Raw genomic sequence first — 13,749 nt, 5'->3', positions numbered from 1 at the left:
GGGTGTTTGATTTGTCTCCCATTACTATCGGCTTAGCTCAGATGGCCGCTCCAGTGGCCGATAAATGAATCACCTGGTCAGCCAGCATAATAAACTCCGGATCGTGCGAGACATATACAATCGTACAACCGGAAGCAGAAAGGATGTCTTTAAGCCACTCTTTACCCTGGGCATCCAAATGATTAGTTGGCTCATCCATGAAGATCAGCTGAGCCTTTTTCAGTAGTGCCCGTGCGATAGCAATTCGCTGCTTCTCACCTCCTGAATAGCTTTGTGGCTCAGTACCTTGCTCATGGATTTCGAACAAGCCTGCCTCTTTGATAATTTGAAGCACCTCATCGGCTGAGGCATCCGGATTTGCCAGTTGAATGTTGTCGAGTAGTGAGACCGGAAACAGAAAGGGTTCCTGCTCGATATACGCAATCTGGCGATAATAAGAAGAGGGAGAAACTGCAGATAGACTTTCACCATTCAAAAGCATGCTGCCGGCTGCTGGCGTCAGCATGCCGGAAAGAAGGTGAAGCAGCGTCGTTTTACCGGTACCGTTCGGCCCGACGATCGCCGTCTTTTCTCCAGGCTTAATCGTGATATCAATGTTGTCAAGCAGTGCGACGGATTCACTATAACGGAATTGCAAACCGCGGCATTCAAGTGTCAGCGGGTCGTCCGATAGCACGATTTGTTCTGACTCAGAAGAGCCAGCGGCAATTTCACTGATTTTTGGCATGAACTGCTTGTAAAGGGCATGGCTTTTGATGGCGGAAGCTAATTTCTGATACACATCAGTCAGGCTTGCGGATAATCCCAGAGCACTCATAATGGCTCCAGCCATGATTTCTTGATGTGCTGCAAGCCAGGCTCCAACCAGCAGAAGGAGCAGATTGCCGCAAGAGGATGAGATGAAGCTTACATTGCGGATAGCATACAGGATGCGCATACTCTTTTTTAGCGAGTGGTTCATGTGGTTCGTGAAAGATTCCCGGAAAAGGGCAATCCATTGATCTTTTATTCCATACAATTTAAAATAACCGGCGCCGCTGATGACGTCAAACTCCAGATTCCGCTGTTCCAGCTCAAAATCCCGGACTTGCATTTTGTACACAGCTTCGAGCCGTTTGGTGATACGAATGGCGGCAAGCGGAGTAGCTGCGGCTAAGATGCAAGTCAGAGCCAGCCAGATATGGGTTTCGAAAAGCTTTGTCAAAATAACAGTACCGACAATTAGAGCCACCGGCAGATCCGTCAGAACTCTCACGATAGCCATCCGGTATTCATGAGGGTCCTGCTCCAGCCTGTACTGAATCTCAGCTTCAGTGAATATTTGTATGTCTGGTATCGATTTATGAATGAACTGATTGATGATGTACCGGTCATGCTGCAGGGCGTTGCGGAACATCAAGATATTTTTAACATATTGCAGTAAAGGGATTAACAGGATACTTGTAAGCAAAGCCAAAACTAGCATTATCAGCGATGTCGAAGGGAATGAACGGGAACCGTAGAGGATGTCGTTGGTGACAGACCCGATAGTTTGGTAGATAAAAACAGAAAGAGCGCCTATGGATGCCCCCTCCACAACACCCAGTACAATCGTCCAACGCAAAAAGTATACGGTCTGCAGCAATGGTGATTTAGACATAAGTACGATCCCTTTCTTGTCCTTCTGTAGGTTCTCTATTTATCTGGATGGCCAGATTTGAGCTTGCCTGGAACAGATCATCATGGCTGACTATGATTAAAGCACGTTTGTCATCCTGCAAACATTTCATCAGTGCCGCTTTGGAATTGTGATCCAGGGAGTTATCCGGTTCATCCAGAAGAAGGAGTGAAGCCGAGGGCTTCATTAAAGCAGCGGCAAGATAGACTTTTTTTCGTTCTCCTCCCGACAATTCACTGATGGTATGCTTGCTCAATCTTTCATCATTTAAATTGAGGCTGCTGCACAGTTGAAGGGTTCTCTGGAGGATGTCAGGATGGGCTGAATATAAAAGGCTGAATAATTGGATAGGAGTTATGGATAGCTTCAAATCCGCTTGGGGAAGCAGGGAGAGCTCAAGGAAAAGCTCATCCTCTGGAATTGACGCCAGCTCCGTCCCCCGGAAATAGATCTGACCTTCAGCTAGCGGGACTTGTCTGGTCAGCAGGCGTAAAAGTGTGGATTTGCCTGATCCATTTTTTCCTTGTATCAGCAAATGATCATGCTCTGTTAGTTGGAAATTCCATGATTGATTAGCTACAGCTGAGTCTATCTCCGCCTTTGCATCCATTACTTCGAGTAACAATGGGGGAGAAGACTCCCTTTTTGCAGCAATACGCAAAGAATTAGATGATTCTGATTCTGTACCGTTGATCTTATGAAATAGACTTAATCGTTCATTTACAGCGGTATAAACGGCTCTTTGAGAAAAATGTGAGCATAACGTGCTAACGGCTGAATAGAAGCCGGGGCTCAGCATGAGGAGGGCTAGGCCATTAGTCAGCGTAATTACATCTATCCAGATCAGGTATCCGACAATGCCGTATGTGCCAAATTTGACGGCGTGTTCCACACCCTTCGTCAGCACTTCCTCCGAAGCTAATGTTTTTTCGGCCTTACTGCCTACTCCGTTGTACTCATTATGAATTTTCTTGAGCTGCTGCATAAACCAATGGTGGCAGGAGTAGATCTGGAGAATCCGAAAAGCCTTGAAACCGGATATCAGATGATTGGTAAGCTCGGCTTCAATATCTCGTGTGTCCATATACTGGGTATACATATATTTTCTGATTACGATTGGCGGAATAACATGCAGTATGGATATGAAGGCAAGGATCAGAGCAAATATAGGATTGACTGACAGGAAATAACCCGAATAGATAACAGCAGTGACGGAGGCGCTAATCAAGCCAGGAAGCACAGTGGTTTTATAATCTACCAGTTCGTTCAGGTCATTCGAGAGATGTTCAATCATCTTGCCTTCGCCCATTCGTTCAATCTGTAGCATATCCAGTGACAAGAAACGGTGAAGCATGGACATTTTCAACTGGTTTTTTTTTCGTTCTACCGTGAGTTGTAAAAGTAAATAAAAAAAGTAATCTATTGTATAATACACGATGACTATCGTAAGGAGCTCCAGACTCCCGGTTTGTAACGCTCTGAAATCGGTTCTAAGCGATGCCTCCAAAATATGGGCTAGCTTGAATGCTGTCAGCAAACCAAACGGAATAGCCAAAAGATTTCTTAACGTCAAACCGCAAACCAGTTTTGCAAACGGAACGTTGAACGTCATCAGGGAACCACACGCTTTCATTTTTGGAATATAATCATTCTATTGCAGGTGGAATTTTGCTGACAATTATTCCTATACGAGGTCGTTACTTCATTCCAATCTATCTTTAAATCCCCTTCAATGTACTCTTCCCAGCTTGTAAGATTTAAATTGTATAAATCTTTATAAATGATACAAGGAGTAAAATTGAAAGTTTCAGAAAGTCCCCAGGTACGATTTCCTGCTCCACATGCCAAACAAGGGGATGAATAAATGTTTTGCATTTCTTCTCTGTAATCACTAGCGTTGTAATAAATGTCTCTTTCCCAAGGCAATATTTTAATCTGGTCAGTGTAATGTAATTGAGATTTCTGTATAGTTCTAAAAACTTTATTTAGTTGTGTTTCGGTTAGCTTCCAATCATCAACGGATGCTGATTGAGTTAACCTTCCTACAGAAAGCGGCGCTCCAATGTTTAAAACATTGGCCCCTAAACTTATGGCACATTCAATATAACTATTTATTCCTTGAAGAACTTGTTTATTCATAACCACATTCATTTTGAAGGATTTATTCATCTCTTTTAATAACAAACAACTCTTTTGTAGCATAGAAAATCCCTTTGCATTGCCGGTATTTAGCTTGTATTGCTCATCAGATAATCCGTATAAGGTCAAACTTATATTTGAGATACTAGCTAATGTGCTTTTCTTTAAGGTGTGCAAAAGCGTCCCGTTACTACTAAGCTCTATATGATAGTAATGCTTAAATTCCTCTATTAATTCTTCCAAATAAGGAGCAGCCAAAGGCTCACCGCCTGTGAGATGAATGGCAGGGATTAGACCTTTGTATTTATGCAAAAAGGCAAAAATTTCGTCTTTATTCATAGAAGAGACATTTCCATCATTGGCTTCTTTATAGCAATGTGAGCAATATAAGTTGCACTTATTGGTTAATTCAATACTTATTTTTTTGGGGTAGTAATGTTGAGGTTTTCCAGTGATCTTTAAAATTGAAGCAGATGGTGTCAGCGGGGCCGTTGTAGTAAATAACTTTTGTCCTAATTCGGATTCAATAAAAAATAAAGCGGCCTGTCTGAGTTCATCCCGGTATTCAATATTGGCATCAAGAAGGCTCCATTTTTCAATTTCAATACCACTATTATTTAGTACCATATCCATTACTAAAGATTTAGCAGGGTTTAATATATATTCTTCGTCTTTAAACTCAATAATGCTACATTCTCCAAAATAGTGAATTCCTTTAACATTCGGGTTAATATAAATTGTCATGTTCATTGCTCCTATTTTTTAACTTTATCTCTGATATTAAGGAATTTAAAAAGCTTGTTATATGATTGCGGATTTTTTCTTAAAAGATCATTTAAGGTTACAATGGAATGCATGGTAGTATATTGAACGATTTCGCAAAAGAAAGGATCTGGTTCGGAAATATTGCCTGTAGACAAATAGGAGTTGTGAAAACAATCACCTGAACAGACAAATCTAGCCCAACATTCTTTACAGGAATCCCGTTCATAGATTGACTGATTTTCAAAGTTAGAAAGCTTTGAATGATCCAAACCGTTGTCCAAATCCCCGATACAAAATTCCTCCATGCCAATAAAACTATCACAAGGGTAAATCTTTCTATCCGGGGTAAAGCTCAGTTTTGAACGAGCTGCATGACAACGGTAATCGTAAGGCTTTTTTAATATAATTCTTCGGGTTAATTTACCAAAATGATCATTATCATTCAGAAAAGTTAACCATGGCTGAAGGTTATCCTGAACTGCTTCTGCCAACACATATTCAAATAGTTGAGCAATATGTTCCTTTAAATTAGTTATTTCTGATTTATTAAAATCTACATTTTTATTATCTTGTTGAGATAATCTGACCAGTTTCATTTGAACAGTTTTAAACCCTAGTTTATAATGATGATCTATTATTTCCTTTAAATTCGAATTATGTTTTGTGATAACTGACAGGCCCCATAATTCCTTGCTTTTATTTGAGAAATCAGAAGATAATATCATCTTGATGTTTTCTATTACATCGTCGTAGGTCTCTTTACCATTATGGTATAACCGCTGATTATTTTGTTCTTTATTACCATCAAGACTTAGTCCAAAGAGTAAATTTTGTGATTCGAAAAAAGCAAGGTCACTCTCATCCAACAGTGTTCCATTTGAGCAAAGCCATATAAATAATTCCCGCTTGTTTAGTTTGAACTGGTGTTTGAGAGTCATAACAGAATTTCTAAATGCCTTTTTATTAATAAGTGGCTCTCCGCCACTAACATAATCCAATCTGAATTCATTACATCCAGGCATCCAATTAAAGCAAATGAAATTTGAAATATCTCGTAAGGTATGATCATCATGCATTCTTATTTGGTTAGTATAGTTATTACCTGATGATGCAAAGCAATATCGACACTTTAGATTACAGCCATGAACGGGTGCTAATGAGAAGTAAGCTTTGTCTGCAGGAGTATTCTCGTGCTGATGGGGGATAGAGGTATTAAAAAAAACATTATTATCAGATAGTGATTGTAGGAGCATTAATTCCTCGTCACCTAATAAACTAAGGTCATTAGAAGATAATGCATTGTAAATTGAAGAATTAATTTCACAAAATATCATCTTATAAATATCAAATAAGAAGTACTTATCGTTGTCTTTAAATACGTGGTAGGATTTTGAGTCAATACTAAACATTCGAACCAACTTCCTTATTGATATAATCAATAATGTCTTGGATAACTTTAAATTCAACATTCATATCAATTTCCACATTGAATTTCTCCTCTATCATCACTATTAATTGAACAATTTCCAATGAAGATAAAGATAGATCATTTACTAAACTTGAGTTATTATGTACGTCCTTAGGTTTGCCGCATAAAGTTGTTATCATTTCATAAAGCATGTTCTCAACATCATCTTTCGGTTTATGATTATCCATAAGAGCCTCCTTATAAAAAAGGACGAAAGATTAGCTTTCGTCCCCTCGTTTTTTAGCAACATCCTGTATTAGCTGAGCTTGTTTTCTTTGTTCCGCAGCCACCTAACGGGACAGCTACGCTGCTATTGAGTTGTGCTACCAAATCTGCTAGATTCATTTGTTTCACCTCCTAGCTTGATATATGAGAACATCATAGCTGATAAAAAAGTAAAAAAAAACCTGTCAAATTATACTAAAAATATAGCTTTTAGCATGTTTTTTTATGGCTCATTTTATTGTAGAATACAAAACATTGAGCCATCGCCCACTAGCTCTAAAAGATGACCGGGAGTAAATTCGATGTTACAACGACCTTGCATTAAACAGTAGCAGATGGTAATCTTTGTATTAGCAACTACTGTGTATTGCACAGTACTAAATAAAGCGTGGTGATAAGGTTTGAATGTTCAGTTCAAGAAGGGTGTGCTGGAGCTTTGTGTGCTGGTGTTGACCTCACAGAAGGACCGGTACGGATATGAGCTGGTGGAGCAGATCTCGCAGAAATTTGCCATAGCGGAGGGTACGATCTATCCATTGTTAAGAAGGCTGGCGGCGGATGGATTATTCTCGACCTATCTATCCGAATCGGAGGAGGGGCCGCCCCGGAAGTACTATAAGATTACCGATGAGGGAAGGAGAGTCATGCACGACATGATTGAGGAATGGAATGCTTTTGCCATAGGGGTTCAGGAGATTATTAAGGGGGGATCGGATTGAATAAAGAGGCCTATCTGAATGAATTGGCACGGTATCTGAAGCTGCTTCCTCCTGAGGAATGTGCCGAGCTTATGGGTGAGTTCAAGGAGCATTTCGAGTTTGCCCGGTTAAGCGGACGGTCCGAAGCAGAAGTGATCTCCAAGTTGGGCCATCCCCGGCTGATCGCTCGCGAACTACTGACCCAGTCACAAATTGAAAAAGCAGACAAATCCCCAACCCTCTTAAGCGTGACGAGAGCGGTTATGGCAACGGTGAGCTTAGGATTGTTCAACTTAGTTATCGTTCTGCTACCTTTTATTACCTCTTTAACTGTGATTGCCGCGGTGTTCGTTTTTGCTATTAGTCTGCTTATTTCTCCGGTTCTATTAATGCTTCAGTACCAGTCGGTGGCGTTGTCTATTAATAGCATCTTCCTGATGCTGGGCCTGGTTGGCGTAGGACTGCTGGTAGCCCTTGGAACGTTGAAGCTCACCCGGCTGTATTACCATCTTGTGATCCGGTACCTGAAGTATAATCTGACAGTTATCAAGAAGGATGTGGTTTCTTTTGAAAAATAAATCCCGGAACGTAACCAGACTTGCCCTGCTCCTGATTGCTGCCGGAGTCATTGGAAATGTAGTGCTGTATCTGTTAGGCAATTCACCCTTCGATGTGCATGAGCTATCGGTTGAACAGACTGTCCGGATGGACCAGACCACCAGCGTTCTTCTTCATAACGGGATTGGAACGATTGATGTGGTTCCCGTTCAGGGAGATGAGATCAAGGCAACCTTAAGCGGGAAGACGACCAAGGCATTAATGAAGGATTACAAGCTGGACATCACTCAGGATCAGGGGCAGACCCGGATTAAGGTGGTTCAGGACAACCGGTACCGCTTTTTTGATATCTATACGGACCTTAAGCTCTCGGTTGGGATTCCTGCGACCCGGCTGGACCAGCTTGAGGTGGTAACGGACTCCGGGAAAATTGATGTCGGCCCCGTCCTGGCGAAGGAATACCGGGTGGTAAGCGACTCGGGTGCGATCAAGCTGGATATCGCAGAGGGGATCATCCATGCGGAGACCGATACGGGTAAAATCACCGCCTCACTGGAGCGTATTAGTCAGGATATCCATGCCGTCTCGGATAGTGGAGATATTACCATCCAGACCGCTGAAGCGCCTAAGGCCCTTCGCACTGGGTTCTCTGCCGATTCTGGAACGGTTCAGGTCACGCTGCCGGATTATCAGGATGGTTCTATCGGTGAGGGCGGGCCACTTGTCGAGCTGATCTCGGACACCGGCGATCTTAAGATCGAACAGTATTCAGGCGAAGGTACATAGATATATATTTATCATTCTAAGGAGCGACTACCTCTACTTTAATTCGATCGGGGTCTTCAAAAAATAGAGCATAATAATGTTCCCCGCCTGCAAAAGGATGCCTATCCTCGTAAAGAATATTCATGCCTTTAGCACGAACCATTCTGGTCAGTTCATCTACTTGTTCTCTTGATTCTGCATGGAATGCCAGGTGATTCAATCCAATCTGACTGCGATGATAAGAGGCTTCCAGGTATTTCTCTTTGGTTTGAACGAAGACAAGGTAGGCGTTACCTGATTTCCAGCTGACACCTTCTTCCCATTGCTGATATTGCGTATAACCAAGCTCTGACAGAAACCATCCCCAGAACTCAGCCGAACGTCTAAGGTCTGAAACGTTAATTTCAATATGATGTATCAATGGATTGAACCTCCTTGTTAGTTATCTAGCTTATTCTAACATGAGGATAGGTGGAGCTGAAAAAGGTTCGTCAGGTAAAGCCTGACGGGTGTATCATTTGCTTATGCTCTCCATCAATGGTATTTTTTCGATGCTTGGCTTGGTCGGCCGGATATTGAATGTTAAAGGGGGTTAAGGAACCCGAGCGGGGCACTATTTATTCCTATTGTAAGAAGTTAGCTTGGTCAAAACGCTCGTATATCGATCTCCAACAGAGCTAGGATCTTTGTAGCGTCAAGTAGAGTTCCACCATTAATTTAGTGCTCTACAGAAATGATGACAGAAAAAGCGCCCACTGGGCGCTTTAACATGTAAATATAATATCAGCTATTACAAAATAAATTAAGGATTTAAAGAAGTTGATCCAACTGTAAACGAACTCCCCCATGTCCATTGACTTCCAATAAATGAAGAAAACGAGACTGCAAGAGGACCAATGCTAACTGCTGGAGATAAGGGGGTGTATGGATGGGCATAAGAACTTGAAAAATTAGTAGTTAGTCCAACATAAGTAACTGGGATATTAATGTTGTTTTGCATGTAACCTCTAGTATAGAACTCTGAGTTAAAACTTGTTGATGTACCATATACCGAAGAAACATCAACGGACCCTTGGTATCCAGAATTCCCCCTGTAATTATATGCAGTTGCGCCTGTTCTTGTAACATATGCCTGCCATGCTGTACCTATTTTATCATTACCTGTAGGTATAATTGGAGGCGCTATTGTATAATATGTTACATAAGAATATACAAATTCTTTAGCGTTAGATGTTTTTCCGCTATACATTAATGCGTGATAGGCTGAAAAAGTACCATCGTTTACTGAATTTTTTGCAGTTTGCATTGTTGATAGACCAGATTCTTTTTGAATTTCTTTTAAATCAGCACTTTTAATATTTTGAATAAGTTCTTTGTTTTTCTCATTAACAACATATGTTTTTCCATCTAGTGAGTGATATTCCTCGCTTATATTGGTATTAATTTCAACTTTTACACCACCGGATTCTAACAAATCATTTTTCAACTGTTCTGGCATCGCGTCTATCTCTTCAGAGTTAAATCTCATCTCTTCTAATATTTTTGTTTTCTGGTTTTCGTTTAAAATATCTACATTTTCAATACCAACTACTCTACCATCCATATATTTATCTACCGATAAATAAGGATCAATGGCTTTCTTCTGAACTATGTCGATTTTAGTAAGCGCATTCAATTCAACTTCACTTGTACTTGAATCACTTGCAAAAGCATTTGATCCATTTACAGAAAAACTTAATAGTAATACCAGTGTAGCTAAAATTCCTTTTTTCTTCAATTTCAATTCCTCCATTTCCTTTATTTAGTATAAAATTTACCAATATATCACACATAGTGTATAATAACAAATAAAAGGAGAATATAATGTCAAAAAAAATAAAAATCATGTTGTTGATACTGATCATTTTAGTATTATTTATTTTCTTCCGAAGTATGAAAAGTACTGCTGCTATTGTTCAAATTGCAGAAATAGAAAAACAAAACATTACTGTAACCATGGAATGGGGAGAGAAAATAAATATAAAAGTACCTTCTAAATTTGATACTAGCGAACTAAATAAAACATCTCATTATTTAGTAGTTTTCAATTCTAATATAATTCAAAAAAACACATTAAAAAAAATAGAGGAAACAAGATAAAAATTCGTGATTGTATAAGTGCGATTAAAGTTTTTAACCAACTTTGGAAAGAGAAAATACATTCACTGCATATTCAGTTCTTCTTATAAACGGGCGGGCCTTTGTTATTTTCATGTTTGTCAACAACAGGCACACAAACTATATCTCCAGGACTTCCTGATGGTGTCTACACAATAAAACAAAGTACGTCTGCACCAAGCTACTAAAATGTATAAAGGTGGAGGGAATGACTTTGAGTAAAAGAGGGATAGGGATTTTTCTGTTGGGGTTTGGAATTGGAGCTTATATCATCCGGGAGTCTTTGCATTATATAGCTGCCTTTTCGCTTACTTTTAAGACTACGGGGATTTCAAATACTATGATGGAGAACAACCTTTCCTTGATTCCGCCACCATTTCCAATATTAATTCCACTTGCACTAGTTGTACTTGGGATTTTCTACTTAGTTTGGTCTGAATTTGAGGGGAAATGAATATTCATCAAATTAAGAGTCACTGAAAAGTGGCTCTTTTTGCAGCGATAGTTGTATTAGACCAACACTACTTAACCTACAAATTATTGCGCTTCTCCCCGCTTAAAACCTCCACCACAATCCCCGCTCCCAAGCGAAAGCCATACTTGAAACTAGCCGCCAACTCCATGCCATGACATTGACCGTATAAGTCTAACAGCGCTTCTAGTTGGTCGAATTCATCCGCTGAAAGCCGCTTCTTCCATGTCTCTGTGATGCCAGATGTTCTTTTTCTTAAAATAGAGTACTGCGGGTCATCGGGTATGATTTTCTCATCGGGATGTAAGTTACCGTGATACAAACTCTCTAAAATACTCTCCATTTGCTCATCTCCTTCATCGATAGAAGTACTTTGTATTCAACAAAAAAAGAGATAAACTATTAAATCCACATAGTATACTCTACAGAACGATGGAGATTGCATAAATCCTTCGGCAATCCTAACAGGAACAAGGACTCCAGCTCATCAGAACTGGAACCCTTGTTTGCTCAGCACGGCAAAACAATCTCAAACTCCGTACCTTGCCCGACTACCGAATGTACCTTGATTTCCCCGCCGTGTGCTTCGACGATGGTTTTGGCGATGCTCATGCCGAGGCCGGAACCGTCGGTGGATTCCTCGGTGTTGGTTCCCCGGTAGTAGCGGTTGAATAGATGATGTAGTGTTTCCTCGTCCATCCCTTTTCCATTATCGAGTACCCTTATGCAAGCTTTATCGTTGACTCGGGCAAGAGTGAATGCTGCTAGACGCATTCATGGTCGGCGTTCTGGTGGCATACCTGTTCCGCAAGACAGGCTCGATCTGGCCGGGAGTCGTGGTGCATATCGTGTATAACGGCCTCAATCTTCTCTATTATTCTACGCTATCCCTATAATCTGACAGGTTATTCCTTTCTGATGGAAATGATACTATGGATTAGGGCACGCTTTGCGAGTCTTTCCTATTGCGGCCCTAATATCATTCATTCCAACAAGGAGACTACTACATGCTTACTTCAAGAAAATATACCGTATTCGATCTGATCAGGATTCCACTCCGGGTGATTCCGGTGCAGACGGTGGCGGCAGTGGGGTACATGCTGGTGGATGCCTTGATGCCTGCTTATCAGACGCTGGTGATGGCTTATTTCATTAATACGGCGACCGATATTGTAAATGGCCGGGCGGAGTATTCGTTAATCTATAGGCCGCTTGTGCTGATTATGGGTTATGTAATCATCACTCATTTGCTCCCCAGTCTGATGCAGCTGATTGAGTTGACGGGACGCAATAGGCTGAATGTGCGGCTGAAGCGTGAGATGGTGCTCAAGAGGGCGCGGCTTGCATATCAGCATATTGAGAATAAGGAGACCGCGGAGTTAATCGATAGGGTCTGCGGCGATCCGGTGGGTCATTTCATGGGCGGATTCAACAATATGATGAGTGGACTGAATTTGCTGATTGGGACTGCTTCGCTGCTTGTGATTGTGATGTCGTCCACGTTCATTACGGGGATTGTGATTGTGCTGGTTGCGGTGCCTTTGTTCTATATTGCCATGAAGACGGGCAAGGCGAATTATGTGCTGGGGATGGAGGCGCAGCGGATACGGAGGAGGAGTGCAGATCTGGCCCAACTTTTGACCAGCCGGGAGGATGCGGAGGAACGCACGTTATTCGGGTATAGTCCGGCGCTCAGGGATCGTTACGACAAGCTGTATGATCAGACGTACGCGGTGGAGAAGAAGATACAGATCCGAAGCTTCATTCATCTGAAAAGCGGCTCGATCATCGCCCTGCTAATCGGCATCATTATAGTGGCCTTGCTGCTGCCTGAGCTGCACTTGGGCGAGCTATCGATTGGCCTGTACATCTCGCTGGTGACCGCGATCTTCAGTCTTGTGCAGAGGATGTCCTGGCAGTTAGCCGAGACGATGCAGGAGCATGCACGGATGAAGGCGTATCTGAAGGAATTCTCTGCTTTTGCCGGACTCAGTGAGAAGAAGGATGCTGCTGCTCTACCTGTGGAGATAGACGGCTTCGTCTTTCAATCGCTGGAATTTAGGCAGGTGAGCTTCCGTTACCCGGATACGGAGAGATACATACTGAATCAATGCTCGTTCACAATGGTTAGCGGGAAAAGCTATGCCATTGTCGGCGAGAACGGGGCCGGTAAATCCACCCTGATCAAACTGCTCACGGGGATGTACGATAACTACGAGGGCGAAATATTCATTAATCATAAGAATCTGAGGGAGTACAGCTATCCGGAGCTGAAAAGCATCATCGGGGTGGTCTTCCAGAATTACGCCAGGTACGCGCTGACGATCCAGGATAATGTCCGGTTGGGGAATATCCTGAGGAAGGATGAAGAGCGAATCCGTCACAGTATAAGCAAGATGAATCTGAACGGAATGGTTCAGGGGCTGGAAGCGGGTCTCGATACTTATGTCGGGAAAATCCAAAAGAACAGCCTGGACCTCTCCGGCGGGCAGTGGCAAAGGTTGGCGATAGCCAGACTGTTGTACTCTAATTCTGCCATCCATATTATGGACGAGCCTACGGCTGCCCTGGACCCTATCGAAGAGAGCCGGCTATATGAAATGTTCAGCAGCATCCGCGCAGACCGGTTCACCATATATATCACCCACAGGCTGGGCGCAGCGAGAATCTCGGATGAGATCCTGGTGGTGTGTAGCGGGCGGATTGCGGAGCAGGGCTCCCATGAGCAATTGATGGACATCCCTGACGGGATATACCGGAAGATGTTCGCCAGCCAGAAGTCGTGGTATGAGGCAGAAAGTATGGTGCAGCATGGATAGAATACAGAGAAAGGGGTTCCTTAAGA

At 42.1% G+C, this 13,749-nt stretch carries 15 protein-coding genes and 1 pseudogene; 7 read left to right on the top strand and 9 right to left on the bottom strand.

Annotated elements, in window-relative coordinates; translation table 11 throughout:
* Positions 1-37: 37 nt before the first annotated feature.
* From MHI24_RS07690 to MHI24_RS07670, 5 genes are read right to left on the bottom strand one after another with little or no spacing between them, the layout of a single operon-like run.
* Positions 38-1,639, bottom strand: coding sequence for an ABC transporter ATP-binding protein (locus MHI24_RS07690; protein WP_340025055.1), 1,602 nt, complete (start codon positions 1,637-1,639; stop codon positions 38-40).
* Positions 1,632-3,269 (bottom strand): ABC transporter ATP-binding protein, encoded by a 1,638-nt coding sequence (locus MHI24_RS07685; protein ID WP_340025054.1) that lies wholly within the window; start codon positions 3,267-3,269, stop codon positions 1,632-1,634. Before MHI24_RS07685 ends, MHI24_RS07690 begins: the two co-directional genes overlap by 8 nt.
* Before the next feature lie 17 nt (positions 3,270-3,286).
* Positions 3,287-4,540, bottom strand: a complete 1,254-nt coding sequence (locus MHI24_RS07680; protein ID WP_340025052.1) for a radical SAM protein — start codon at positions 4,538-4,540, stop codon at positions 3,287-3,289.
* An 11-nt stretch (positions 4,541-4,551) separates the two neighbouring features.
* The gene (locus MHI24_RS07675; RefSeq protein ID WP_340025051.1) at positions 4,552-5,970 is read right to left on the bottom strand and encodes an SPASM domain-containing protein; all 1,419 of its coding nucleotides are present in this window, start codon (positions 5,968-5,970) and stop codon (positions 4,552-4,554) included.
* On the bottom strand, positions 5,963-6,217 hold the full coding sequence (locus MHI24_RS07670; protein ID WP_340025049.1) for a phosphopantetheine-binding protein: 255 nt from the start codon (positions 6,215-6,217) through the stop codon (positions 5,963-5,965). The genes MHI24_RS07675 and MHI24_RS07670 overlap by 8 nt, the downstream gene beginning before the upstream one ends.
* Before the next feature lie 438 nt (positions 6,218-6,655).
* Between MHI24_RS07670 and MHI24_RS07665 the strand changes: the two genes are divergently transcribed.
* The 3 genes from MHI24_RS07665 to MHI24_RS07655 are packed head-to-tail and all read left to right on the top strand — an operon-like array spanning position 6,656 to position 8,296.
* The gene (locus tag MHI24_RS07665) at positions 6,656-6,973 is read left to right on the top strand and encodes a PadR family transcriptional regulator (RefSeq protein ID WP_036724153.1); all 318 of its coding nucleotides are present in this window, start codon (positions 6,656-6,658) and stop codon (positions 6,971-6,973) included.
* Complete coding sequence (locus MHI24_RS07660) at positions 6,970-7,530, top strand: DUF1700 domain-containing protein (protein ID WP_340025047.1); 561 nt, start codon at positions 6,970-6,972, stop codon at positions 7,528-7,530. The genes MHI24_RS07665 and MHI24_RS07660 overlap by 4 nt, the downstream gene beginning before the upstream one ends.
* Entirely contained in the window at positions 7,520-8,296 is a 777-nt protein-coding gene (locus tag MHI24_RS07655; RefSeq protein WP_340025046.1) for a DUF4097 family beta strand repeat-containing protein, read from the top strand. The genes MHI24_RS07660 and MHI24_RS07655 overlap by 11 nt, the downstream gene beginning before the upstream one ends.
* A gap of 16 nt (positions 8,297-8,312) precedes the next feature.
* On the opposite strand, the gene MHI24_RS07650 is transcribed toward MHI24_RS07655, so the two are convergent.
* Both MHI24_RS07650 and MHI24_RS07645 read right to left on the bottom strand, forming a co-directional pair.
* Complete coding sequence (locus MHI24_RS07650; RefSeq protein WP_340025044.1) at positions 8,313-8,696, bottom strand: VOC family protein; 384 nt, start codon at positions 8,694-8,696, stop codon at positions 8,313-8,315.
* Positions 8,697-9,077: 381 nt separating this feature from the next.
* Positions 9,078-10,052, bottom strand: a complete 975-nt coding sequence (locus tag MHI24_RS07645; RefSeq protein ID WP_340025043.1) for a hypothetical protein — start codon at positions 10,050-10,052, stop codon at positions 9,078-9,080.
* 86 nt (positions 10,053-10,138) lie between these two features.
* Here MHI24_RS07645 and MHI24_RS07640 point away from each other — a divergent pair, with 86 nt between their 5' ends.
* Together MHI24_RS07640 and MHI24_RS07635 are read left to right on the top strand one after the other, a co-directional pair.
* The gene (locus MHI24_RS07640) at positions 10,139-10,414 is read left to right on the top strand and encodes a hypothetical protein (protein WP_340025042.1); all 276 of its coding nucleotides are present in this window, start codon (positions 10,139-10,141) and stop codon (positions 10,412-10,414) included.
* A 232-nt stretch (positions 10,415-10,646) separates the two neighbouring features.
* A complete protein-coding gene (locus MHI24_RS07635) occupies positions 10,647-10,886 on the top strand; it encodes a hypothetical protein (RefSeq protein WP_340025040.1) in 240 nt (79 codons plus the stop codon).
* Positions 10,887-10,962: 76 nt separating this feature from the next.
* Here MHI24_RS07635 and MHI24_RS07630 read toward each other — a convergent pair whose 3' ends face one another.
* Together MHI24_RS07630 and MHI24_RS07625 are read right to left on the bottom strand one after the other, a co-directional pair.
* Positions 10,963-11,247, bottom strand: coding sequence for a DUF6809 family protein (locus MHI24_RS07630; RefSeq protein ID WP_340025039.1), 285 nt, complete (start codon positions 11,245-11,247; stop codon positions 10,963-10,965).
* Positions 11,248-11,414: 167 nt separating this feature from the next.
* Positions 11,415-11,636: pseudogene (locus tag MHI24_RS07625) on the bottom strand (HAMP domain-containing sensor histidine kinase); the annotation flags it as partial.
* A gap of 26 nt (positions 11,637-11,662) precedes the next feature.
* Between MHI24_RS07625 and MHI24_RS07620 the strand changes: the two are divergent.
* Positions 11,663-11,800, top strand: a complete 138-nt coding sequence (locus MHI24_RS07620) for a CPBP family glutamic-type intramembrane protease (RefSeq protein WP_340025037.1) — start codon at positions 11,663-11,665, stop codon at positions 11,798-11,800.
* 111 nt (positions 11,801-11,911) lie between these two features.
* Entirely contained in the window at positions 11,912-13,723 is a 1,812-nt protein-coding gene (locus tag MHI24_RS07615; RefSeq protein ID WP_340025035.1) for an ABC transporter ATP-binding protein, read from the top strand.
* Positions 13,724-13,749 lie beyond the last annotated feature (26 nt).

It is taken from the genome of Paenibacillus sp. FSL K6-1096 (genome assembly GCF_037977055.1).
Lineage (GTDB): Bacteria > Bacillota > Bacilli > Paenibacillales > Paenibacillaceae > Paenibacillus_AQ.
Note: the sequence above shows the minus strand (reverse complement) of the source record. Positions and strands in the feature narration are given on the sequence as shown.

Excerpts from the sequence above, each read along its gene's own strand:
- MHI24_RS07690 (WP_340025055.1), bottom strand. The coding sequence starts at position 1,639 with ATGTCTAAATCACCATTGCTGCAGACCGTATACTTTTTGCGTTGGACG.
- MHI24_RS07685 (WP_340025054.1), bottom strand. The coding sequence starts at position 3,269 with ATGACGTTCAACGTTCCGTTTGCAAAACTGGTTTGCGGTTTGACGTTA.
- MHI24_RS07680 (WP_340025052.1), bottom strand. The coding sequence starts at position 4,540 with ATGACAATTTATATTAACCCGAATGTTAAAGGAATTCACTATTTTGGA.
- MHI24_RS07675 (WP_340025051.1), bottom strand. The coding sequence starts at position 5,970 with ATGTTTAGTATTGACTCAAAATCCTACCACGTATTTAAAGACAACGAT.
- MHI24_RS07670 (WP_340025049.1), bottom strand. The coding sequence starts at position 6,217 with ATGGATAATCATAAACCGAAAGATGATGTTGAGAACATGCTTTATGAA.
- MHI24_RS07640 (WP_340025042.1), top strand. The coding sequence starts at position 10,139 with ATGTCAAAAAAAATAAAAATCATGTTGTTGATACTGATCATTTTAGTA.
- MHI24_RS07630 (WP_340025039.1), bottom strand. The coding sequence starts at position 11,247 with ATGGAGAGTATTTTAGAGAGTTTGTATCACGGTAACTTACATCCCGAT.
- MHI24_RS07620 (WP_340025037.1), top strand. The coding sequence starts at position 11,663 with ATGCTGCTAGACGCATTCATGGTCGGCGTTCTGGTGGCATACCTGTTC.
- MHI24_RS07615 (WP_340025035.1), top strand. The coding sequence starts at position 11,912 with ATGCTTACTTCAAGAAAATATACCGTATTCGATCTGATCAGGATTCCA.